The following is a 22,441-nucleotide window of genomic DNA, read 5'->3' as shown; positions in this document are numbered from 1 at the left end:
CTTCGTTCGCCCTGTGACGGGTACAAGAGACCGTCCGGCCACATCCACATCACATCTCATGGTCCAGGGGAGGCATACGTGTCCGAGGAAGCGGCGCCGCAGCGGGAGGAGCCCGCGGATCAGGGGAGGGTCGCCAGGACACGGCAGTGGTTCCGCAGAGCACGAGGGGGAGCGGGCGGTCACGAACGTGACGCGCTGATCACCATCGTCAAGAGCGCGCTGGCCGCCACCCTCTCCTGGTACCTCGCCAACGACGTCATGCATGCGCAGAGTCCGGCGTTCGCCCCCTTCTCCGCCGTCCTGATCATGCAGGTCACCGTCTACCAGTCGCTGCTGCACTCACTCCGTTATGTCGGCGCCGTGGCGCTGGGCGTGCTGCTCCAGGGGGCCTTCGGCCTCCTCGGCGGCCCCGACATGCTGACGTTCGTGCTGATGGCGCTGGCCGCGCTCGCGATCGGCAGGTGGCGGCCGCTCGGCTCGCAGGGCTCCAACGTCGCCACGGCGGCCTTCTTCTCCTTCTCCACCTACATCTCCGCCACCAGCACGGGGCAGGGCTTCATGCAACTCGGGCAGATCGTCCTGCTCGTGCTGATCGGTTGCGGTGTCGGCGTGCTCGTCAACGTCCTGCTGCTGCCGCCTATGCGGTACCGCAGCGCGGAGAGCGGCATCCAGACGCTGGGGAAGACGCTGAGCGACCTGTTCGGCGACATCCATCCCGCCCTCCGCGAGGGCGACTTGGACGAGGAGCGCACGAAGCACTGGCGCCACCGTGCGACGAATCTGGGCCCGCTGACGGAACAGGCGCAGTCCTCTGTGCGGACGGCCTGGGAGAGCACGTACTACAACCCCCGCCGCCGGCTGCAGAGGCACCACGGCCGGGCCTCCTTCACCGGCTACCAGGCCCTCGTCGACGCGCTGGAGCGCGTGACCTACCAGGTGGCGTCGATGACGCGCAGCTTCGACCAGTGGCACGACGGCGAGGACAGCTCCGAGCACCGCGAGTTCCTCACCCGCTACGGGGACTTCATCGCCTCCCTCGCACGCATCACGGAGCTCTTCAGCCAGCTCCATGAAGAGGAACTGCCGCAGCAGTCCGAGGAGTTGTGCAACTTCGCGGAGGAGGCGCGGGAAAGCCACGACAAGCTCGCGGACTTCGCCAGTGAGAGCTCGCTGCCACTGGCCGATCCCTCCGAGCCGTACGGGATCCTCATCGGGGAGGCGACACGGCTGATGGACGAGATCCAGCACACCTGCGACGTCCTCCGGCAGGCCGTGGAAGGCGCCCCGGCCTGCCGGACCTGACCTGCCACTTGACCGGTCGGTGCCCGGCCCTGTGCCCCGCGGCCGGTTCAGCGTTTCCCGAGCGTCGCGAGCGCGGCCCAGACCGCCTTCCGCACGGCGCGGGAGAGCGCCCGGCCCTGGGTCGTGTCCGTGATCTCCCCGGCGACGGCGCGCAGCTTCATGTTGGTCTCCTGGGAGGCCGACTTCAGCACCTGCCACGCCTCGTCCGGCGTGCATCCGTAGGTGGCCATCAGCACGCCGTGGGCGCGGTCGATGACGGGGCGGGTCTCCATGGCCCTGCGCAGCTGCTCCAGCTCGGTCCGCGGATCCTTCGGATTTCGCGGATCCCGCGGATCCGGCCGCTCTCGTGCGTGACCCGTCTCGGCTGTCTCGGCCGTCTCGGCCGGTGCGGCCGGGTGGTTCACAGCGAGGTCCCCTCCGCGTAGCGGCGGAGGGGCACGGTGAGGCCCCACTGCGGGGGAGGGCGCGGCCCCGTCCCCGCCGCCGGAACCCGGCGCGCGGGACCCGCGCGAACCCGAGCCCCGCGCTCCGGGGCCCCGCCTGCTCAATGCCAGACCTCGGGGCCGCCGCCGCGCCACTCGATCAGCTCCGGGTCGTCGAGCCGGACACTGCCGACGTCCATGCCGGCACGGCGCAGGAACTCGGCCAGGTCCCTGGTGTCGTGGGCGAGGCCGAGGATCCGCCCGTCGGCGGTGACGCGGCGCCCGCCGGACGGGCTCGGGGGATGCACGACGATCGGCGCGGCCATACGCCCAGCGTGCTCCACGCGGCGTCGGCGCGCATCCGGAGCGGGGCTCGCGGGACGTGCGGGACGAAGAAGGCGTGGCTGCCGGAAGACCATGACGTCCCCGGCAGCGGCGTGCTGCCGTGCGCCACCGCTCCGGGGCCCTGTCAGCGGGAGGCGAGGACAGGGCTTCTGGTCGGCCTTCGAACCCAGAACGACCATGACAGGTACGTCGGCCGGCCGGTTCGGCACATCGGCGAGGAGATGCGGGCGTTCGTGATCCCCTCGCGGGGCGCGAATTCGTGACGTGCCGCGCCTGCCTGCCTCCCGCGCGGGCGCGCCCCGTTCGACCGGCTCCGGTCCTCCCATCGTCGAAAGAGTTGCGCGAGGGGCGTATTCGGCACGCGGCGCGCATTCGGAGAAGGGTCCGGGGGGCGTATGGGACATGTGAAACGTCTGGGGCGCAAGGTGTCGGAAAGACCACACGTCCGGGTCGCCCTTCTAGTGCGGTGAGCCGCGTTCCCCCTGGTCAGCCGAGTGTGCGTGTCGTACGGGCGGGCTGGACGCGATTTTTCCGATCAACGCGCCCTGTGGCACTGTGGGCTCCGACAAGACCCTAGGAATGCTGCGCAAGTTGGGCATTCTTCCGCGCAAGGAGTGCACGTTGCTCACCGTCGGTGACAAGTTCCCCGAGTTCGAACTGACCGCTTGTGTCTCGCTGGAGAAGGGCGAGGAGTTCGACCAGATCAACCACAAGACCCACGAGGGCAAGTGGAAGGTGGTCTTCTTCTGGCCCAAGGACTTCACCTTCGTCTGCCCCACCGAGATCGCCGCCTTCGGCAAGCTGGAGGAGGAGTTCGCCGACCGGGACGCCCAGATCCTCGGCGTCTCCGGCGACTCGGAGTTCGTGCACCATGCCTGGCGCAAGGACCACGAGGACCTCCGCGACCTGCCGTTCCCGATGCTCGCCGACACCAAGCACGAGCTGATGCGGGACTGCGGCGTCCAGGGCGAGGACGGCTTCGCGCAGCGCGCCGTCTTCATCGTGGACCAGAACAACGAGATCCAGTTCACGATGGTCACCGCCGGTTCCGTGGGCCGCAATCCCAAGGAGGTCCTGCGGGTCCTCGACGCCCTGCAGACCGACGAGCTGTGCCCGTGCAACTGGACGAAGGGCGAGGACACCCTCGACCCCGTCGAGCTGCTGGCAGGGGAGTGACCGGGCGATGGCTCTCGACGACCTGAAGTCCGCCCTCCCGGGGTACGCGAAGGACCTCAAGCTCAACCTCAGCTCCGTCATAGGCAACTCGGAGCTCCCGCGGCAGCAGCTGTGGGGCACCGTGCTGGCCTGCGCCATCGCGTCGCGTTCGGGCATCGTCCTGCGGGCGCTGGAGCCGGAGGCGAAGGAGAACCTGAGCCCCGAGGCGTACGAGGCGGCCAAGTCCGCCGCCGCGGTGATGGCGATGAACAACGTCTTCTACCGCACGCGCCACCTCATCTCGGACCCCGAGTACGGCACGCTCCGCGCGGGTCTGCGGATGAACGTCCTCGGCAACCCCGGCGTGGAGAAGGCGGACTTCGAACTGTGGTCCTTCGCGGTCTCCGCGATCAACGCCTGCGGGCAGTGCCTCGACTCTCACGAGCAGGTGCTCCGCAAGGCGGGCGTCGACCGGGAGACCGTGCAGGAGGCGTTCAAGATCGCTGCCGTCGTCCAGGCGGTCGGCACGACGCTGGAGGCCGAGGCACAACTGGCCGCGTGAGAGCCCGCGGCGCGGGACGTACGGGGTGGCCCCAGGGCAGCACCGGAACCGTAGGGGAGAGGGTCCGCGGTAGTTCCGCGGGCCCTCTCACGCTTGTCCGCCCGGGTGCTGCCCGGGCCGGTACGCCGGAAGTAGCGGAAGCCGCAGGGGATGTCGTCCGATGGTCCATGGAAGCCGCCCGGCCCTGCCGTCCCGCGCGGACCGCGCGTACATTCCGGACCGTGTCCCGTACAGCAGGTACCGCAGGTGCAGCAGGCGACCGGATCGCCGACATCGGTCTCTTCCTCTTCGCGGCGTGCTTCGCCGTCCTGACCGCTGACGCGGTCCTCGCGGGCGAACGCCCCTCCCCGGACGCGCTCTTCGTCGACCAGGCCGTGGGCGCCCTCGCCTGCGCCTCGCTGTTCGTGCGGCGCCGCTGGCCCGTGCAGCTCGCAGTGGTGCTGCTGGTGGCGGGAGTCTTCTCACACTTCGTCACGGGGGCGACGGTCGTCGCCGTCTTCACCGTCGCCGCCGGACGGCCGCTCCGCACGACGGGTCTGGTGGCCGGCGTCGCGTTCGCGCCCGTCCCGTTCTTCCTCGCCTCCGGGCCCGCGCTGGACGACCCCCGGACCGTCTCCGGCATGACGTACTTCGCGCTGCTGGCGGCGGCGATCGGCTGGGGGCTGTTCGTGCGCTCGCGGCGGCAGCTCGTCGCGTCCCTGCGGGAGCGCGCGGAGCGTGCGCACGAGGAGGCGCGGCGGACGGCGCGGGAGGACATCGCACGGGAGATGCACGACGTGCTGGCCCACCGCCTGTCGCTGCTGAGCGTCCACGCGGGCGCGCTGCAGTTCAACCCGGAGGCGCCGGCCGAGGAGGTGCAGCGCACGGCGGGAGTGATCAGGGAGAGCGCCCACGAGGCGCTGGAGGACCTGCGGGAGGTCATCGGGGTGCTGCGCGGGACGGCGTCGTCGGAGACGGCGCGACCGCAGCCGGAGCTCGGTGACCTGGGGCGGCTCGCAGAGGAGTCGCGGGCGGCGGGCACGGACGTCACGTTGCGGGTGGAGACCGCCTCCTGGCGGGACGGCGCGGACGGCTCCCGAGGCGCGGCCGGCGGCGGACGCGGCGGCTCCGCCGCGCCGCCCGCCGCCGTCGGGCGCACCGCCTACCGCATCGTGCAGGAGGCGCTCACCAACGCCCGTAAGCACGCCCCGCGCTCGCCCGTCACCGTGACGGTCTCCGGCGGACCCGGGGAAGGGCTGACCGTCCTGGTGCGCAATCCCGCCCCGGCCGACGCGCGCCGCCAGCCGGGACCTGACGCGGGGGAGCCGGGGGCCTTCGCCCCCGAAGCGGTCGTGTCCGGAGTCCCGGGCGCGGGCCAGGGTCTCGTCGGGCTCGCCGAGCGCGCGGAACTCGCCGGGGGCACGATGGAATACGGCCGGTTCGGCGCTGATTTCCGCGTCCGGGCTTGGCTACCGTGGGCGCCGGGACGCGACCCGCTGGAGGCGGCCGCGCCGGCACCGGACCCCGCCCTGTGAGCGGATGCGTGCCGTCCCGCCCGAACGAACGGATTCCGAGGCCGCATTGGTGAACGCTTCCGCCGCACCCTCCGTCGTCCGCGTGCTGCTGGTCGACGACGACCCCCTCGTACGCTCCGGACTGCGGCTGATGTTCGGCGGGGCGCCGGACGTCGAAGTCGTCGGCGAGGCGGCGGACGGCAGCGAGGTGCAGCCGCTCGTCGACGAGCACGCGCCGGACGTCGTGCTGATGGACATCCGGATGCCGGTGGTCGACGGTCTGGAGGCGACGGAGGCGCTGCGCAGGCGCCGGTCGCCGCCCGAGGTGATCGCGCTGACGACCTTCCACTCGGACGCGCACGTGCTACGGGCCCTGCGGGCCGGCGCCGCCGGCTACGTGCTGAAGGACACCTCGCCCGCCCTGATCGTGGACGCCGTGCGCAAGGTCGCCGCGGGCGAGCCCGTGCTGTCGCCCGAGGTCACCCGGCAGCTGATCTCCCGGGTGTCCGGCGGCGACGACCGCGACAAGCGGGCGATCTGGGCGCGCAGGCAGCTCGGCGCGCTCGGCGACCGCGAGCGCGAGGTCGCCGTCGCCGTCGGCAAGGGCAGGTCGAACGCGGAGATCGCGGCGGAGCTGTACATGAGCGTGCCGACGGTGAAGACGCACGTGTCGCGCATCCTCACCAAGCTGCGGCTCAACAACCGGGTCCAGATCGCCCTCCTGGCCCACGACGCGGGGACGGGCGACGCGGAGGAGCAGCGGCCCGGCTGACGCGCTGTGCGCGGGTGGACGCGAACGCCCAGTGGACGTGACGCTCGGCCGTCTCGAACGTGCGGTGGGCGCACGGCGGAAGCGTGTCCGGCGCGGAAACGGCTGAGGCGGCCCCCTGGCCAGGGGGCCGCCTCAGCCGTTGTCACGTGCAGGGCCGCCGCGGTGTCGCGGACAGCCGTCAGTTCACGGGCAGTTCGAACCAGACGACCTTGCCCGTCGACAGCCGGGTGGCACCCCAGCGCCGCGCGAGCCGGTTCACCAGGTACAGCCCTCGCCCGCCCTCGTCCGTGGCGCGTGCCTGCCGCAGACGCGGCAGCTGCGGCACGTCGTCCCCGACCTCGCACCGCAGCGTGTCCGTGCGCAACAACCGCAGCGTGATGGGACGTTCGGCGTACCGCACGGCGTTCGTGACGACCTCGCTCACCAGCAGCTCGACCGAGTCGCTCAGCTCCTCCAGGCCCCAGCGGGCCAGCGCGCGCCGCGCCAGCCTGCGCGCCTGCCCGGCCGTCTGCGCCCGGGGGTCGAGGAACCAGTACGCGACGTCGCTCGGCGCGATGCCGTCGAACCGTGCCGCGAGCAGCGCGATGTCGTCGTCGCGGTCGCCCGGCCCGAGGATGTCGAGCACCTCGTCGCACAGCGGCTCCAGCGGTGCGGACGCGTCCGGACGTGTGAGGCGTGCCGTCGCCGTCAGCTTCTCCCGCAGGTGCTCGATGCCCGTCCACACGTCGCGCTGGCGCGACTCGACCAGCCCGTCGGTGTAGAGCAGCAGCGTGGCGCCCGCCGGTGCGTCCAGCTCCACGGCTTCGAAGTCGACACCGCCCACGCCGATGGGGGCGCCCGCCGGTATGCGCAGCACCTCCGCCCGGCCGTCGCGATGCAGCAGGACGGGCGGCGGATGACCGGCGTTCGCGATGATGATGCGGTGGGCGACCGGGTCGTAGACCGCGTAGAGGCACGTCGCCATGCGGTCGCTGCCGAGGCGCTGCGCCTGCTCGTCGAGGTGGTGCAGCACCTCCTGCGGCGGCAGGTCGAGCCCCGCCAGCGTCTGCGCCGTCGTCCGCAGCTGGCCCATGATGGCCGCCGATGTCATGGAGTGGCCCATGACGTCGCCCACGACGAGGGCGACCCGGCTGCCGGGCAGCGGAATCGCGTCGTACCAGTCGCCTCCGACCCGCGCGGTCTCGGCCGCGGGCAGGTAGCGGCTGGCCAGGTGGCAGCCGGTGGGCTGCGGCAGCTCGTCCGGCAGCATCGTGCGCTGCAGCTCGTCGGCGATGTACGCCTCGCGGCCGTACAGCACCGCCTTGTCCACACCGAGCGCGGTGTGCGTGGCGAGCTGCGCGGCGATGAGCAGATCGTCGGGTTCGAAGGCAGGACGCTCCGGCCTGCGCAGGAAGACCGCCGCACCGATGACCCGCCGCCGCCCCCGCAGCGGTGCGAGTATCGCGCGGTGCCCGGACGGCACGTCCGGGTCGGTGCCCAGCAGTTCGGGGAGCGCGTCACGGGCGGCCGGCGCGTCGGCGAAGACGGGTCGCACCCCGCGCAGCACCTCGGCCAGCGGGCCGCCGTTGAGCACCTCCACGTATTCGGCCGCGCCGGCGGTGCCGTCGGATACTGCCGACAGGGACGGGCCCCCGCCGGACGGGCCGTCCCCGCCGTCCCGCTGCGCGCGGTCGCCCGTCGCCGACGCGGCGGCCACCATGGCGGCCGGATCGTCGGGGATGCGGTCGCTCCGGCGCAGCCGCAGCATCAGCGGCCCCGTCGGGCGTTCGTCCCCCACGGGGAGCGGGTCGCGCAGGTAGACGAGGATCGCGTCGGAGTAGGCGGGGACGCTGGCCCGGCACAGGCCGAGCACCGTCTCGTCCAGGTCCATGCCGCGGGCGATGCGGCGGGTCGCGGCGCCGACGAAGCGCAGACGGTCGCCGCCGCGGCGTTCACGCTCGGCGGCGTCGCCGTCGTCCGGCGCGCCGCCGCCCGGCTTCGTCGGGGTGGCGGGTGGGATTCCGGCGGCGGTCATTTCGCCGGTGCTGGGATGTGACACGGCACCGCTCTCCGCGGTCGTAGGTGGTGACGGAGCCTGACGCGCCTCCTGCGGCGCGTGCGACGGCTGGGGTCCGGAGTCCGCGCCGGGCGCGGGGTCGGGCACGGCCCTGCTGGTACTGCTACGGGCGCCCTTCTCGGCGGCGCCCCTCTTCCCTGGCGCTCGTGCGGAGCCCGTCTGCGGCCGGCCGCCGGGGCGTGCCTGCTCCGCCCCGCCGGTCCCCGGACCGGCCGCCTGCCGCTGCGCGCCGTCGCCGGCACGCGAGGCCTGTGAGGTACCGGAGTCGGCGAACCCCCCGGGGGAGGCGGAGAGCCCGGCCGGCCGCGCGGGACCGTCGCCGGGGCCCGGGCCGGCGCTGTCCGCCGCCGGACCGCCGGTGAGGGGCGGTGCGCCCGCCGGTACGCCGAAGGGGCCCGTCGCCGGGCCACTCGGCGTGGCCCGGCCGGCGGGCTGGACCGGCGGCACTGCTGTACCGGCCGCAGGCTGTTCGTGCTCCGTCACGCGTTCGGTTTCCGTCCATCCGGGGCTGCGCGTCTTCCGCTCGTAGCAGTCACTCCGCGCCTGCTACGAGCGTCGCCGGCACTGCAGGAAAAGCTGGATCTCGGGTGGGACGTCCGTGCTCGCCGGAGCGTATGCATAGGCGTCCTCTCCCACGATTTCGAATCCTGTGTCCTGAACGATCCTCCGCAACTCGTCCCGCAGATAGCCCGATACCCGGATCGTGTTGCCCAGGAACGGCAGCGTGAAGTCGTCCACGTCCGCTTCCACCATGGAAAGGGCCAGGGGGGCGCCCTCCCGCGTCTGCTGGTGGAGCATGCGCAGGGCGAAGGGGATCTCCACCCGGGGGAGCATCAGCAGGGAGAAGAAGGCGGCGACGCCGTCGAACGGCCCCAGCCCCTGCTTCTCGACGTCGGCGATGTCCATCCGCCGGAAGTCGCCCTCGGGAACGTGCTCGCGGGCCAGCTTCACCATTTCAGGTGAGAGGTCGATCCCGGTCACGCGGTGCCCCGCCTCCACGAGCTGGCGGGCGGTGGGCAGGCCCGTGCCGCAGCCGAGGTCGAGCACGTGGGATCCGGGGGGCAGCTGCTCCGCCAGCCACCTGCCGCCCGCGACCTGGCCCTCCTTGTGCGGGAAGGCCTCGTCGTAGCGGTCGCCGATCGCGTCGAAGGCCTCCGCCTGACCGGTACGGTCCACGCCGTCCCAGTCGAAGTCCCGGTACGCGCCGCCGGTTCCGCCCCGCTCCGGGGGGCTCCCACTGCCGTTCGTGCTGCTCACGATCGATCTCCTCTCTGGCCACGTGCCAAATCCCCGAGGGGGGAGGGGAGTTGTTGCAGCAGTGCGCCTACGGAGGTTGATCCTACGTTTGCAGTATGGGGGCGCAGCAAGGGGGAACGGGAGGTCGAAGCAGGCGCGTGTCGTCCGAAAGATCCGGCACATCCCCGCAAGTACGGAACAACAGGGGCTCGGCGTGACCCGACGCCCGCCTCTCCGGGGCCTCCGCTCCCGTCCGGGACGCCGCGACCGGCCGCCGAGGGGGTGCCCGACGACCGCCGGCGCACCGGAATCCGGACGGGCCGCGGTGCCCCGGTCCGCTTCACGGACGTGCGGGCCGGTCTCCGGCCCGTCCCGCGGGGGTGCCCGGGCCGGCCTCGCGGCTCGCGCCGCGGCCCGTGGACGTGCCGTGCGCAGGGAGGTCCCGCCCGCCGGCGAGGACGTCGTCCGCCGCGGCCGTCTCCTTCCGGGCCTCCGGCGGCGGCGACCACCGGTTCCAGTCGTGGGGCAGGCGGGGGACCGGCCAGCGCGGGTCGGGCCGCCAGTCCTCCCAGCCGTCGCGGAACGGGGCCGCCCACGCTCCGATCCGCTCGACGACGGTGCGTCCCGCCGCCCGCACGCGGGCGGCCAGCTCGTCGTCGACCAGCCCGGCGTGCTGTGCGGCTGCGAACTCGTCCTCGTCCCGCCACTCCCAACTGCGGTCCGGGTAGACGGCGATGTCCAGGAAGTGGTCCTCGGAGTCGATGCCGCCCGCCCACCGGTGGCGCGGCTCCTCCAAGTTGACGTACCAGTTCTTGAACTGCCAGTCCCGCTCCCAGAACAGCCACACCGACCAGGGCTCGCCGGGGCGGGCGAGCTTCAGCACGCCGGTGCCGAACCACTGTGACAGCACGGTCCTGCGCGGCTTGGTGTAGCGGGTCTCCAGCGGCTCGTGGTGCACGGGCGTGCCGTCCGCCATCTCCGGCTTGACGCACACCGTGCCCGGGGCCACCCACGCCGCCAGCAGGTCGGGGGTGTCGCGGACGATCGTGACGGGACGGCAGATGTGCGCGTGACCGGCGCCGTTGGCCCGGTAACGCCACAGGACCCGGGTGCCGGGCGCCCAGCGTCCGGCGGGTCCGCCGCTGCCGCCGGGGCGGGCTGCCCGGGGATCGGAGGCCCGGCCGCCGTCGTCGTACGCGCCGGGGTCCGCACGCCCGGCGCCGTGTGCGCCGGACGGTCCCGTCGTCCCTGCCGTCTCCGCTGTCATGCGCAGATCTTAGGTGCGCGTGCCTGGTACGGCCGTGAGCTGCGGGCCGTACGCGGCGTCAAGCCGCGAGGGCGCTGGGTCAAGCCGCGGAGGGCGGAGGGTCGAGCCGCGCGGGCGCAGCGTCGAGCCGCGGAGGGCGGAGGGTCGAGCCGCGAGGGCGCTGGTTCGAGCCGCGGAGGGTGGAGCGTCGAGCCGCGCCGACGTCCCGCCGGTGCGTCACGGATGCGTCATGCGGAGGACGTCGAGGGCTTCGTCGAGCTCTTCGAGCGTGAGGTCGCCTCGCTCCACATGGCCGGCTTCCAGGACCGCCTCGCGGATCGTCTTCCGCTCCGCGAGCGCCTTCTTGGCGACGGCGGCCGCGTTCTCGTAGCCGATGTACTTGTTCAGCGGGGTGACGACCGACGGCGAGGACTCGGCGTACTCGCGTGCACGCTCCACGTTCGCCTCGATGCCGTCGATCGTGCGGTCCGCCAGCAGGCGAGAGGCGTTGGCCAGCAGCCGGACCGACTCCAGCAGGTTCTTCGCGAGGACCGGAAGCATCACGTTCAGCTCGAAGTTGCCCGCGGCCCCGGCCGCGGCGATCGTCGCGTCGTTGCCGGTGACCTGCGCGGCGACCATCAGGACGGCCTCCGGGACGACCGGGTTCACCTTCCCCGGCATGATCGAGGAGCCCGGCTGGAGGTCGGGGAGGGAGATCTCGGCCAGGCCGGTGCGCGGGCCGGAGGCCATCCAGCGGAGATCGTTCGTGATCTTGGTGAGGCTGACGCCGACCGTGCGGAGCTGCCCCGACGTCTCCACGAGGGCGTCCCGCGCCCCCTGGGCCTCGAAGTGGTCGCGCGCCTCGGTCAGCGGCAGGCCGCTGGAGGCGGCGATCCGCTCGATGACGGCCGCGGCGAAGCCGGGCGGCGTGTTGATGCCCGTCCCCACCGCCGTCCCGCCGAGGGGGAGTTCGGCGAGCCGGGGGAGCGCGGACTCCAGGCGCTCGACGCCGTACCGGACCTGAGCCGCGTAGCCGCGGAACTCCTGCCCGAGGGTGACCGGGGTGGCGTCCATCAGGTGGGTGCGGCCGGACTTCACCACGTCCGCGAACTCGTCCGCCTTGCGTCCCAGCGACCGGGCCAGGTGCTCCAGCGCGGGCAGGAGGTCAGAGGTGATCGCGGACACGGCGGCGATGTGGATGGAGGAGGGGAAGACGTCGTTCGACGACTGGCTGGCGTTGACATGGTCGTTGGGGTGCACGGGCTCGCCCAGGTGCTCGCTCGCGAGGGTCGCAACGACCTCGTTCATGTTCATGTTCGAGGAGGTGCCTGATCCCGTCTGGAACACGTCGACGGGGAACTCGCCGTCCCAGCGCCCGGTGACGACCTCCTCCGCCGCCGCGCTCACAGCCTGCGCCATCTCCGGCCGCAGCACGCCGAGTTCACCGTTCACCTCGGCCGCTGCCGCTTTGATGCGGGCCAGCGCCGCGATGTGGGCGCTCTCCAGGCGCTGTCCGCTGATCGGGAAGTTCTCCACGGCGCGCTGCGTCTGCGCACGCCACTTGGCGTCCACGGGCACCAGCACCTCGCCCATCGAGTCCCGCTCGGTCCGGAACTCCTCGCTGTCGCTCATTCCTGCACCTCCGTACGGGCCGGCGTCCTCCGCGGGGGAGGACATTCCCGGGCGGGGCGTGTACCCCGCCCGGGCGCAGGCAGTGATGCGCGCGCCCCTCCGGACGCACAGGGCGCAGGGTGCGCTCGCGGCGGGCCCCTTGTGCTCCTATGGTCCGGCAACTACTTTCTCATTGGAAAGTAATTGCCGACCGAAGGTGCAGTGATGAGTGACCCCGGCGGTGCGCTCGCAGAAGTCGCACGTCAGAGAGGTGCGGCAGCCGCCAAGGTGCGTCTGCCGTGGTCGTATCCGGCGCTGTTCGCGGTCGTCTGGGCCGCGCTGCTCGGCGGTACGACCGCCGCGCGCGACCACGAGCGGCTGGGAATCCCCCTGTTCCCCTACACGTTCGTTGCGGCGACGGCCCTCGCCGTCCTGCTGGTCGTGTTCCGCCGCCGGTCCGGGCTCCACCTGCTGTGGCGCAGCACTCCTTACCCGGCGCTGAAGCGCCTGCAGGCGCGCACAACCGGTGTGGTGGCCGGCGGCGCCGTCGTCGAGCTTGGGCTGTATCTGCTCGGGGACCGGTGGATCGCCGCGTCATGGGCTGCGCTGGTGTTCGCCGCCCTGCACGGGGTCCTGGTCGCGGCGCAGCTCCGCCGCGTCAACCGCGAGATCCGGGCCGACATCCGAGAAGGCCGGCCGGGAAGTGCCTGAGCGTTCCCCGGAGTTGGACCCACTCATCCACCCCCTGCCCCGGTTGTCCATCTGCGCGCTGCTGGCCGCGGGGCCGCGCTGGGTCGACTTCCGCTCGGTGCGCGAGGCCACCGGCCTGTCCGACTCGATGATCTCCAAGCACACGAGGACCCTGGAGGACGCCGGATACCTGGAGGTCCGCAAGGGCGGCGTCGGGCGCCGGCCGCGCACGTGGTTCCGTCTCACCCCGCTCGGCGGCGAGCGTTACCGAGGACACGTGGCGCAGCTCCAGCGGCTCGTCGACGGCACGTCCGACGGCTCTCCGTGACCCGGAGCGCGATCAGGCGCCGACCCCGGCCAGAGGCATGGAGAGCCGGACGGACGAACGTACGGACGGACGGACGTGCGGACGGGGCGCAGTCGTCCTACGAGCCGCTGCGTACGGGGATCGAGGTGACGAAGGGCTGGGCGGGACCCGGGTCGGTGAAGAAGTCGTTCCCCTTGTCGTCGACGACGATGAACGCGGGGAAGTCCTCCACCTCGATGCGCCAGACCGCCTCCATGCCGAGCTCCTCGTACTCCAGGACCTCGACCTTCTTGATGCAGTCCTGCGCGAGCCGCGCCGCCGGCCCGCCGATGGACCCGAGGTAGAAACCGCCGTGCTCCGCGCACGCCTCGGTGACCTGCGGGCTGCGGTTGCCCTTGGCGAGCATGACCATCGAACCGCCCGCGGCCTGGAACTGGGCGACGTAGGCGTCCATCCGCCCTGCCGTGGTCGGGCCGAAGGAGCCGGACGCGTAACCCTCGGGGGTCTTGGCGGGGCCGGCGTAGTAGACGGGGTGGTCCTTGAGGTACTGCGGCATCTCCTCGCCCGCGTCCAGCCGCTCCTTGATCTTCGCGTGCGCGATGTCGCGGGCCACGACGAGCGTGCCCGTCAGCGACAGCCGGGTCTTGACGGGGTGCTTCGAGAGTTCGGCGAGGATCTCCGGCATCGGCCGGCCGAGGTCGATGCGCACGGCGTCGGTGTTGTCGGCGCCCGCGTCCTCCGTCAGCTGCTCGTCCGTCGTCTCCGGCAGGAAGCGCGCCGGGTCCGTCTCGAGCTGCTCCAGGAAGACGCCCTCAGCGGTGATCTTCGCCTTGGCCTGACGGTCGGCCGAGCAGGAGACGGCGATGGCGACGGGGCAGGACGCGCCGTGCCGGGGCAGCCTGACGACCCGTACGTCGTGGCAGAAGTACTTGCCGCCGAACTGCGCGCCGATGCCGATCTTCTGCGTCAGCTCGAAGACCTGCTCCTCCAGCTCCTTGTCCCGGAAGCCGTGGCCGGCGGCGGAGCCTTCGGCGGGCAGTTCGTCGAGGTAGTGGGCCGAGGCGTACTTCGCGGTCTTCAGCGCGTACTCGGCGCTGGTGCCGCCCACGACGATCGCCAGGTGGTACGGGGGGCAGGCCGCCGTGCCCAGCGAACGGATCTTCTGCTCCAGGAACTTCATCATGCTCGCCTCGTTGAGCACGGCCTTCGTCTCCTGGAAGAGGAAGGACTTGTTGGCGCTGCCGCCTCCCTTGGCCATGAAGAGGAACTTGTAGGCGTCGCCGTCGGTCGCGTACAGCTCGATCTGCGCGGGCAGGTTCGTGCCGGTGTTCTTCTCGTCCCACATGTTCAGCGGCGCCATCTGCGAGTAGCGCAGGTTGAGCTCCGTGTACGCGTCGTAGATGCCCCGTGAGAGGGCTTCCTCGTCGCCGCCCTCGGTGAGGACCTGCTGGCCGCGCTTGCCCATGACGATCGCCGTGCCGGTGTCCTGGCACATCGGGAGGACGCCCGCGGCGGCGATGTTCGCGTTCTTGAGCAGGTCGAGCGCGACGAAGCGGTCGTTGGCGCTGGCCTCCGGGTCGTCGAGGATGCGCCGCAGCTGCGCGAGGTGCTCCGGCCGCAGGTAGTGCGAGATGTCGTGCATGGCCTCGGCGGCGAGCTTGCGCAGGGCCTCCGGCTCGACCTGGAGGAAGGTGCGCCCGCCGGCCTCGAAGGTGCTGACTCCTTCGGCCGTCACGAGGCGGTACGGAGTGGGGTCCTCGCCCACCGGAAGCAGATCCGTGTAGGTGAAGTCCGGGCGGGACGAGCGCGGGCTGGCGGCCATCGGTGGAGTCTCCCTCTCGTACGGCTCTCGACTGCGGCACCTCCCGGCCGGGCCGGTCCGGGCACACGAGCCGGGAGGAGAGCGCCCGCCCAGCGTAGAGCGCCCGGCCGGGCACGTGGAGGAGAGGTCCGCCCAGGCTCTCGGGCGGCATCGGTCCGAGCCGTGGGCTAGTCGCGATCTATCGCGTCTGGGTAGGCTGCTCGTGTGACAGATTCTCCGCTGGAAAAGAAGCCCGCGACCAGCCCCGAGGCCAAGGACGCCCCCTCCGCGGAAGTGGCCTCCGTACGCGCCTCGGACGCCGACCGCGACCGCGTCGCGGAGATCCTCCGCGAGGCCCTGGCGGAGGGCAGGCTCGACACGGCGGAGCACTCGGACCGCCTCGACGGCGTGTACGCCGCCAAGACGCTCGGCGAGCTGGAGCCGCTGGTCCGCGACCTGCCCCAGGGGCAGAGCCACCACCATGCCGCGCACCGTCCCGCGCCGGCGTACGCCCCCGAGGCACCGGGGGACGCCGCGGGCGGGCCCACGGACAATCTCGTCGCCATCTTCAGCGGCTCCACCCGCAAGGGTCGCTACCGCGCACCCCGCAAGATCAACGCCTTCGCCTGCTTCGGCGGCATCGAGATCGACCTGACCGAGGCCGTCTTCGAGCAGCAGCACCTCCTGATCAACGCGACGGCCGTCTTCGGCGGCATCGAGATCCGCGTCCCGGAGAACGTCACGCTCCGGCAGAAGGGCGCCGGGATCTTCGGAGGCTTCGAGGTGCGGACCTCGGAGGCCGACGACCCGCACGCGCCCGTGGTGCTGGTGCAGGGGGCGGCGGTCTTCGGCGGCGTCGAGGCGAAGCCGAAGCGCGGCAAGTTCCTCCGCGATCTCCGCGACCGGATGCGCAAGGAACTCTGAACTCCGAGTACGGGACGGCTCCGTGAACGGGCGGTTCCTGAACGGACGGTTCCGTGAACGGCTCCAGCCCTGGTGATGCGGCAACTCCCGGCCTGGCAAAGGGAGTTGAGAGGGGTTCCCGACGGGGCGCGGCGAACGGGCGCCGAGCGGCTGAGCGGTGAGTGACCGCGCGCATTCCTACGGTATGCATACCGGTGCGTACAGCGGGTAGAGCTGGGGCATCGTCTCTCGTACGGCGGCAGCGCGAACTGCCGTGCGCAGCAAGTCGGGTGTAGTGACCCCCTCGTCGTCTCGTCAGGAGTAGACCGTGCTGCAACCGCCGCATCAGTCCCTTCAGGCTGCCGCTCCCGTCCCCGCGCAACGCGGCTCCGCGCGCGAGGACGAGGCGGGGCCATGGCACTCGGAGGCAGTCTGCCGCCGGGACGAGGCGGGACTCTTCTTCGCTCCATCGAAGGAGCCCACAGCGGCGCGGCTGTCCCGGGAGCAGGCCGCGAAGCGCGTCTGCGCCAGGTGCCCGGTGATGGTCGAGTGCCGCGAGCACGCGCTGGTGCTGCCCGAGCCGTACGGCGTATGGGGTGGGCTCACCGCGGCGGAGCGCCGCGTCGTCCTGGCCCGGCGCAGGCGGCGCGAGGCCGCCGCCGCGGCCGGTGACGCCGGGCAGGTCTCGCGCATCGCCTGATCCACCGCACGCTCACAGCCCCTGGGCACGCAAGCCGCCCGGGGGCTCGTCGCGGGGCGATGCCGCCCCCGGGCGGTCCGCGTGCCAGAGCGGCCGGACGGCCGGCGGACGGTCAGCGTGCGGCGTCGGCTGCGGCCGGACGGTCAGCGTGCGCGGTCGAAGTCCACGGAGCTGTACGCGCGCAGCTTCGACAGCTTGTGGGTCGAGTCGATCATCCGGATCGTCCCGGACTTCGAACGCATCACCAGCGATTCCGTGTACGCCCGCTCACCCCGGTAGTGCACGCCGCGCAGGAGGTCGCCGTCGGTGATGCCGGTCGCGACGAAGAAGACGTTCTCGCCGCTGACCAGGTCCTCGGTGTGCAGTACGCGGTCCAGGTCGTGTCCGGCGTCCAGCGCGCGCTGCCGCTCCTCGTCGTCGCTGGGCCACAGCATGCCCTGGATGGTGCCGCCGAGGCACTTGATCGCGCAGGCGGCGATGATGCCCTCCGGCGTGCCGCCGATCCCCAGCAGCATGTCGACGCCCGTGCCCTCCCGCACGGCCATGATCGCGCCGGCCACGTCGCCGTCCGAGATGAACTTGATGCGGGCGCCCGACTCCCGGATCTCCTTGACGATCCCGTCGTGGCGCGGACGGTCGAGGACGACGACCGTCACATCGTCCGGCGTGCAGCCCTTGGCCTTGGCGATGCGCCGCACGTTGACCGCGGGCGGCGCGGTGATGTCGACGAACTCCGCCGCGTCCGGGCCTGTGACCAGCTTGTTCATGTAGAAGACGGCGCTCGGGTCGAACATCGTGCCCCGCTCTGCGACCGCCAGTACGGACACGGCGTTCGCCATGCCCTTGGCCGTCAGAGTCGTCCCGTCCACGGGGTCGACCGCGACGTCGCACTCGGGGCCGGTGCCGTCGCCGACCCGCTCGCCGTTGAAGAGCATCGGCGCCTCGTCCTTCTCGCCCTCCCCGATGACGACGACGCCGTTCATCGAGACGGTGGAAACGAGCGTGCGCATGGCCTTCACCGCGGCACCGTCCGCGCCGTTCTTGTCGCCGCGGCCCACCCAGCGCCCCGACGCCATCGCTCCGGCCTCGGTGACCCGCACGAGTTCCAGGGCGAGGTTCCGGTCGGGGGCCTCGGGGCTGACGTCGAGCGGGGAGGGGAGGTGCTGATGATCGGTCATCGGGGCACACCTTTCTGCGCGGCTGGACGTCTGCCGGGCTACTGAGGGTGTTTACGAGGGTACCCAGCATCCGCCAGAGTGAGCAGAGGGCCCCACGGATGAGCGCCCTCGCGGTGGCCGCCGCGGGCGAGGCCCGACCCGTCGTCCGGCCCGTCCCGGCCGTACGAGACGATGAGGGCGTGGCAGCAGAAGCAGAGAAGCGGCAAGGCAGGCGGACGGTGCGGGGCATGGTGCCCTCGCTCGCGGTCGTCCTGCTCGCGGCGGGGTTCATCTACCTCTTCGTCCCGCACGACGAGGACATCGACCCCGTCAAGCCGGTCGGTTACCACGTCGAGCTGGAGTCGGCGCGCCGCGCCGCCCCGTACCCCGTGCTGGCCCCTGCCGGGCTTCCGGACAGCTGGCGCGCCACGTCCGTGAGGTACGACGGCGACCCCTCCAGGAGCGCCACCTGGCACCTGGGCTTCGTCACGCCGAACACCGAGTACGCGGCAGTCGAGCAGAGCGACGCGGCACGCTCGGAGAAGTACGTGGCGGACGTCACGCAGGGTGCGCGCAAGACCGGTGCGACGAGCCGCATCGACGGCGTCGAGTGGACGCGCTACGAGGGCGAGAAGTACGACGCGCTCGTCCGGGAGGTCCCCGCCGCCGGCGACGGGAAGGGCCGCCCGGCCGAGGCGGAGAAGGGCGAGGCGGAGACCGGCGCGCGGAAGGACGGGGCCCGCGGCCACACCGTCGTCGTCACCGGCACGGCCTCGTTCGAGCAGCTCGGCCGCCTCGCCGCCGCCCTCAGCGACGGCGACGGCGAGGGCGGCAAGGACGAGGGCAAGGGCCGCACCCGCTGATCAGCCGGAGCGCCCGGCGCCCGGTGTCCGGCTGCCGGGGCCGGACTGACATCTGGCGTCAGCTGTCAGCTGTCAGCTGTCACCTGTCAGACGTCATCTGTCAGATGTCTGACGCCAAATGCCAGCTGTCACCTGTCAGAAGTCAGGTGTCAGACGTCAGAGCGTCGTGCACACGTCCTGGTAGGGAAGCCGCGGGTTGCGCGGCCTGTAGGCGTCCTCGCCGGGCCTGCCGATGTTCACCACGAGCAGCGACTTCTGCCTGCCGTCGCCGAAGAACTCCTTGTCGACGGCGTCCCTGTCGAATCCGCTCATGGGGCCGGCGGCCAGCCCGGCCGCCCGGACTCCGAGGATGAAGTACCCCGCCTGCAGCGTGGCGTTGAAGGTTCCGTGCGCCTCCCGCGTGTCCGCCTCCGCGAAGAAGGTGTCCTTCAACTGAGGCGCGTGCGGGAGCAGTTCCGGCAGGCGCTCGTGGAACTCGAGGTCCACGGAGAGTATGGCCGTGAGCGGCGCGGTGCCGGTCTTGGGCCGGTTGCCCTCCGACATGTGCTGCACGAGACGTGCCCGGGCCTCGGCGGAGCGGACGAGAGTGACGCGCAGCGGCGACTGGTTGAAGGCCGTCGGGGCGAACTTCACCATCTCGTACACCTCCCGCATCTGCTCGTCTGTCACGGGCTCGTCGGTGAACGTGTGCGCCGTGTGCGCTTCACGGAAGAGCAGATCCTGGGCGGCCTGGTCGAGGGCGACTGTCATGTGCGGAAGCCTTGCCTTTACGCGCGGTTGTTCGAGTACGGACGGTCCACCGTAAGCGGGAACCGGCCGCCCGTTCCATGGGGCCGACGCCAGCCAGCAGGCTTCCGTTTACCGTGATGCCGCGCCTGTGCCCCGCTCAGTCCGCCTCTTCGGCGTCTTCCGCATCGGCCGGTTCCGCCGCGGACGTGCCGGCTCCGGGCTCTTCGGGCTCCTCGCCGGCCTCGGCCTCCAGCACCGCGTCCAGCCGGGCGCGCGCGCCCTCCAGCCACTCCCTGCAGACCCGCGCCAGCTCCTCGCCGCGCTCCCACAGCGCCAGCGAGTCCTCCAGCGAGGTGCCGCCCGCCTCCAACTGCTGCACGACGCGGACCAGTTCGCCGCGCGCCTGCTCGTAGCTGAGCGCGGACAGCGCCTTCCCGGCGTCGGCGGCGGCCGTCTCCGGCCCGGTGCCGGAAGTCGTGTCCGAGGTCGTCTGCGAGGTCATGGGGCCACCCTAAGCGTGCGGACCGACAGTGACGCCGAACTCCCCCTCGGCCACCCTGGCCCGGAGCTGCTCCCCCTCGCCGGCCTGCTCCGGCGCGCGGACCACGGTGCCGTCGGCCCGCTGCAGCACGGCGTACCCCCGCTGGAGCGTCGCCGCGGGGGAGAGGGCCAGCACCCGCGCCCGCGTGTGGGTCAGCTCGTCCTCGGCGCGGTCCAGGCGGTGGCCCAGCGTGCGGCGCGCGCGCTCCAGCAGGGAGGCGACCTCCGCGTCGCGCTCCTCCAGCATCGAGTGCGGATCGGCCATCGCGGGACGGCTCATGACCTCGGTGAGACCGCGGTGCTCGCGCTCCAGAAGGGAGTCGACCACGCGGTACGCCCGCGCCCGCAGCTCCCGCACCCGCTCGTGCTCCTCGCCGACGTCGGGCACGGCGTCCTTCGCCGCGTGCGTGGGCGTACGCGAGCGCAGGTCGGCGACGAGGTCGAGCAGCGGGCAGTCCGCCTCGTGCCCGATGGCCGAGACGACGGGGGTGGTGCAGCCCGCGACCGTGCGCACCAGCTCCTCGTCCGAGAACGGCAGCAGATCCTCCACGCTCCCGCCGCCGCGCGTCACGATGATCACGTCGACCTCGGGGTGGGAGTCCAGCTCCCGCACGGCCTCGACGAGTTGCGGCACCGCCCGCACGCCCTGCACCGCCGTGTTCCGCACCTCGAAGCGGACGGCGGGCCACCGCTCGCGTGCCGTGTGCAGCACGTCCCTCTCGGCGTCGGAGGCGCGCCCGGTGATCAGCCCGATCCGGTGGGGGAGGAAGGGCAGCCTGCGCTTGCGCTCCGCGGCGAACAGGCCCTCGGCCGCCAGTGTCTTCTTCAACTGCTCCAGCCGCGCGAGCAGTTCGCCCATGCCGACGGGCCGTATGTCGGCGGCCCGCAGCGACAGGGTGCCGCCCCGCCCGTACCAGACCGGCTTGGCGTGCACGACGACGCGCGAGCCCTCGCTGACGACGTCCTTCACGCGGTCGAAGACCTCGCGGAAGCAGGTGACGCTGATCGACGCGTCCCGCGAGGGGTCGCGGAGCGTGAGGAACGCCATGCCCGCACCCGGGCGCGGGGAGAGCTGGATGATCTGCCCCTCGACCCAGACCGCCCCGAGCCGGTCGATCCACCCGCCGATCAGCCGGGAGATCTCACCGACCGGAACCGGGGCTTCGGGTGAGGTGATGAGAGCCATGCGACGACACTAACGGCCGCCTCGGACAGCCGGACCCGCCGGACCTGTCCGCCGCCGACCGCACCCGCGCGATGCCCCCGCACCCGCGCGGCCGGGCGTCCTTCCGGGTGCGGCCCTCCGCCGCCCTCCCGGCCCGGACGCCCCGGACGGACCGGACGGACCGGAGACGCCCGTCCGGCATGTGCGCGATGCCCCGCAAGGGGGGTGTCGCCCGCCGTCAACATCGAGGCGCACCGCTCGCCCTTACGATGGGACGCATGTCTGCAACGCCCTCCCGCCAGCCCGCCACAGACGCCCCCGACGAACGCCGCCGTGTCCTGCTCGCCGCACCCCGTGGCTACTGCGCGGGGGTCGACCGGGCTGTGATCGCCGTGGAACAGGCCCTCGAACAGTACGGCGCCCCGGTCTACGTGCGCCACGAGATCGTGCACAACAAGTACGTGGTGAAGACCCTCGAGAAGAAGGGCGCGATCTTCGTCGAGGAGACGGCGGAGGTGCCCGAGGGGGAGATCGTGATCTTCTCGGCGCACGGCGTCGCCCCGGAGGTCCACAAGGAGGCTGAGCGCGGCAAGCTGGCGACGATCGACGCCACGTGCCCGCTGGTGACGAAGGTCCACAAGGAGGCCGTGCGCTACGCCAAGGAGGACTACGACATCCTCCTGATCGGCCACGAGGGCCACGAGGAGGTCATCGGCACGAGCGGGGAGGCGCCGGAGCACATCACCCTCGTCGACGGCCCGAAGGACGTGGAGAACGTCGAGGTCCGCGACCCCGAGAAGGTCGTGTGGCTCTCGCAGACCACGCTCTCCGTGGACGAGACGATGGAGACCGTGGACGCCCTGAAGGGCCGCTACCCGAACCTCCTCTCCCCGCCGAGCGACGACATCTGCTACGCGACGCAGAACCGCCAGACGGCCATCAAGCAGGTGGCGCGGGACGCCGACTTCGTCCTCGTCGTCGGCTCCAGGAACTCCTCGAACTCCGTGCGCCTGGTGGAGACCGCCATCGCCCACGGCGCCCGCGACGGACGCCTGATCGACAACGCGGGCGAGATCGACGAGGCGTGGCTCGAAGGTGTGACGACGGTGGGCCTCTCCTCGGGCGCCTCGGTCCCGGACGTCCTGGTCGACGAGGTTCTGGAGTGGCTCTCGGAACGCGGCTGGGAGGACGTGGAGCTGGTCCAGCCCGTCGAGGAGCGCATGCAGTTCTCCCTGCCCAAGGAGCTGCGCCGCGACCTGCGCGCGGAAGCGGCGGCGCGCAGGGCGGGCTGACTCCGTCAAGCTCCCGCCGGCTAGGGGCTGTCTGACAAATGGCGCCGTTCGCCCGGAGGGCGGGGCTCGCGTCGTCTGGTGCGTGCGGGTGCAA

The 22,441-nt window shown here is 72.2% G+C and carries 21 protein-coding genes and 1 pseudogene; 11 read left to right on the top strand and 11 right to left on the bottom strand.

What is annotated here, in order from left to right; all coding sequences use genetic code 11:
* The first annotated feature begins 78 nt into the window (after positions 1-78).
* A complete protein-coding gene (locus IEY56_RS17165; protein WP_189038097.1) occupies positions 79-1,302 on the top strand; it encodes an FUSC family protein in 1,224 nt (407 codons plus the stop codon).
* A gap of 47 nt (positions 1,303-1,349) precedes the next feature.
* Here the strand turns inward: IEY56_RS17165 and IEY56_RS28515 are convergent, their stop codons facing one another.
* Positions 1,350-1,706: an ANTAR domain-containing protein gene (locus IEY56_RS28515; RefSeq protein ID WP_229711962.1), complete on the bottom strand. Its 357-nt coding sequence runs from the start codon at positions 1,704-1,706 to the stop codon at positions 1,350-1,352.
* A gap of 140 nt (positions 1,707-1,846) precedes the next feature.
* Complete coding sequence (locus tag IEY56_RS17155; protein WP_189038096.1) at positions 1,847-2,050, bottom strand: hypothetical protein; 204 nt, start codon at positions 2,048-2,050, stop codon at positions 1,847-1,849.
* Positions 2,051-2,690: 640 nt separating this feature from the next.
* Here IEY56_RS17155 and IEY56_RS17150 point away from each other — a divergent pair.
* The 4 genes from IEY56_RS17150 (at position 2,691) to IEY56_RS17135 (ending at position 6,051) form a co-directional block, all read left to right on the top strand.
* A complete protein-coding gene (locus tag IEY56_RS17150; RefSeq protein ID WP_189038271.1) occupies positions 2,691-3,245 on the top strand; it encodes a peroxiredoxin in 555 nt (184 codons plus the stop codon).
* Between the two features lie 7 nt (positions 3,246-3,252).
* On the top strand, positions 3,253-3,786 hold the full coding sequence (locus IEY56_RS17145) for an alkyl hydroperoxide reductase (protein ID WP_189038095.1): 534 nt from the start codon (positions 3,253-3,255) through the stop codon (positions 3,784-3,786).
* A 221-nt stretch (positions 3,787-4,007) separates the two neighbouring features.
* On the top strand, positions 4,008-5,300 hold the full coding sequence (locus IEY56_RS17140; RefSeq protein ID WP_229711961.1) for a sensor histidine kinase: 1,293 nt from the start codon (positions 4,008-4,010) through the stop codon (positions 5,298-5,300).
* Between the two features lie 49 nt (positions 5,301-5,349).
* Positions 5,350-6,051 (top strand): response regulator transcription factor, encoded by a 702-nt coding sequence (locus IEY56_RS17135; protein ID WP_229711960.1) that lies wholly within the window; start codon positions 5,350-5,352, stop codon positions 6,049-6,051.
* Between the two features lie 178 nt (positions 6,052-6,229).
* Here IEY56_RS17135 and IEY56_RS17130 read toward each other — a convergent pair whose 3' ends face one another.
* From IEY56_RS17130 to IEY56_RS17115, 4 genes and pseudogenes are all read right to left on the bottom strand, one after another.
* On the bottom strand, positions 6,230-8,590 hold the full coding sequence (locus tag IEY56_RS17130; RefSeq protein WP_189038092.1) for a SpoIIE family protein phosphatase: 2,361 nt from the start codon (positions 8,588-8,590) through the stop codon (positions 6,230-6,232).
* Positions 8,591-8,653: 63 nt separating this feature from the next.
* Positions 8,654-9,364, bottom strand: a complete 711-nt coding sequence (locus IEY56_RS17125; protein WP_373292110.1) for a class I SAM-dependent DNA methyltransferase — start codon at positions 9,362-9,364, stop codon at positions 8,654-8,656.
* Between the two features lie 487 nt (positions 9,365-9,851).
* A pseudogene (gene fomD / locus IEY56_RS17120) lies at positions 9,852-10,610 on the bottom strand (cytidylyl-2-hydroxypropylphosphonate hydrolase); the annotation flags it as partial.
* A 216-nt stretch (positions 10,611-10,826) separates the two neighbouring features.
* Entirely contained in the window at positions 10,827-12,221 is a 1,395-nt protein-coding gene (locus tag IEY56_RS17115; RefSeq protein ID WP_189038089.1) for a class II fumarate hydratase, read from the bottom strand.
* Positions 12,222-12,425: 204 nt separating this feature from the next.
* Here IEY56_RS17115 and IEY56_RS17110 point away from each other — a divergent pair, with 204 nt between their 5' ends.
* Together IEY56_RS17110 and IEY56_RS17105 are read left to right on the top strand one after the other, a co-directional pair.
* Positions 12,426-12,911 carry a hypothetical protein gene (locus tag IEY56_RS17110; RefSeq protein ID WP_189038088.1) on the top strand — a complete coding sequence of 162 codons (486 nt, stop codon included), beginning with the start codon at positions 12,426-12,428 and terminating at the stop codon, positions 12,909-12,911.
* Positions 12,904-13,218, top strand: a complete 315-nt coding sequence (locus tag IEY56_RS17105) for a winged helix-turn-helix domain-containing protein (RefSeq protein ID WP_229711958.1) — start codon at positions 12,904-12,906, stop codon at positions 13,216-13,218. Before IEY56_RS17110 ends, IEY56_RS17105 begins: the two co-directional genes overlap by 8 nt.
* A 97-nt stretch (positions 13,219-13,315) precedes the next feature.
* On the opposite strand, the gene IEY56_RS17100 is transcribed toward IEY56_RS17105, so the two are convergent.
* Positions 13,316-15,019, bottom strand: a complete 1,704-nt coding sequence (locus tag IEY56_RS17100) for a fumarate hydratase (RefSeq protein ID WP_189038087.1) — start codon at positions 15,017-15,019, stop codon at positions 13,316-13,318.
* A gap of 204 nt (positions 15,020-15,223) precedes the next feature.
* On the opposite strand from IEY56_RS17100, the gene IEY56_RS17095 reads away from it, so the two are divergent.
* Positions 15,224-15,922 (top strand): DUF1707 SHOCT-like domain-containing protein, encoded by a 699-nt coding sequence (locus IEY56_RS17095; protein ID WP_189038086.1) that lies wholly within the window; start codon positions 15,224-15,226, stop codon positions 15,920-15,922.
* Positions 15,923-16,229: 307 nt separating this feature from the next.
* On the top strand, positions 16,230-16,601 hold the full coding sequence (locus IEY56_RS17090; RefSeq protein ID WP_045862824.1) for a WhiB family transcriptional regulator: 372 nt from the start codon (positions 16,230-16,232) through the stop codon (positions 16,599-16,601).
* Positions 16,602-16,744: 143 nt separating this feature from the next.
* Here IEY56_RS17090 and glpX read toward each other — a convergent pair whose 3' ends face one another.
* Positions 16,745-17,779, bottom strand: coding sequence for a class II fructose-bisphosphatase (gene glpX / locus IEY56_RS17085; protein WP_189038085.1), 1,035 nt, complete (start codon positions 17,777-17,779; stop codon positions 16,745-16,747).
* Positions 17,780-17,958: 179 nt separating this feature from the next.
* Here glpX and IEY56_RS17080 point away from each other — a divergent pair, with 179 nt between their 5' ends.
* Positions 17,959-18,621, top strand: coding sequence for a DUF4245 domain-containing protein (locus IEY56_RS17080; RefSeq protein ID WP_268241332.1), 663 nt, complete (start codon positions 17,959-17,961; stop codon positions 18,619-18,621).
* 156 nt (positions 18,622-18,777) lie between these two features.
* On the opposite strand, the gene IEY56_RS17075 is transcribed toward IEY56_RS17080, so the two are convergent.
* The 3 genes from IEY56_RS17075 to xseA form a co-directional block, all read right to left on the bottom strand.
* A complete protein-coding gene (locus IEY56_RS17075) occupies positions 18,778-19,371 on the bottom strand; it encodes a malonic semialdehyde reductase (protein ID WP_189038083.1) in 594 nt (197 codons plus the stop codon).
* A gap of 136 nt (positions 19,372-19,507) precedes the next feature.
* The gene (locus tag IEY56_RS17070; protein ID WP_189038082.1) at positions 19,508-19,852 is read right to left on the bottom strand and encodes an exodeoxyribonuclease VII small subunit; all 345 of its coding nucleotides are present in this window, start codon (positions 19,850-19,852) and stop codon (positions 19,508-19,510) included.
* A 9-nt stretch (positions 19,853-19,861) separates the two neighbouring features.
* On the bottom strand, positions 19,862-21,076 hold the full coding sequence (xseA, locus tag IEY56_RS17065; protein ID WP_189038081.1) for an exodeoxyribonuclease VII large subunit: 1,215 nt from the start codon (positions 21,074-21,076) through the stop codon (positions 19,862-19,864).
* A 248-nt stretch (positions 21,077-21,324) separates the two neighbouring features.
* On the opposite strand from xseA, the gene IEY56_RS17060 reads away from it, so the two are divergent.
* Entirely contained in the window at positions 21,325-22,347 is a 1,023-nt protein-coding gene (locus IEY56_RS17060; protein ID WP_189038080.1) for a 4-hydroxy-3-methylbut-2-enyl diphosphate reductase, read from the top strand.
* Positions 22,348-22,441: the final 94 nt, after the last annotated feature.

It is taken from the genome of Streptomyces daqingensis, assembly GCF_014645895.1.
Classification (GTDB): domain Bacteria; phylum Actinomycetota; class Actinomycetes; order Streptomycetales; family Streptomycetaceae; genus Streptomyces; species Streptomyces daqingensis.
This window is presented reverse-complemented; position numbering and strand designations above follow the sequence as displayed.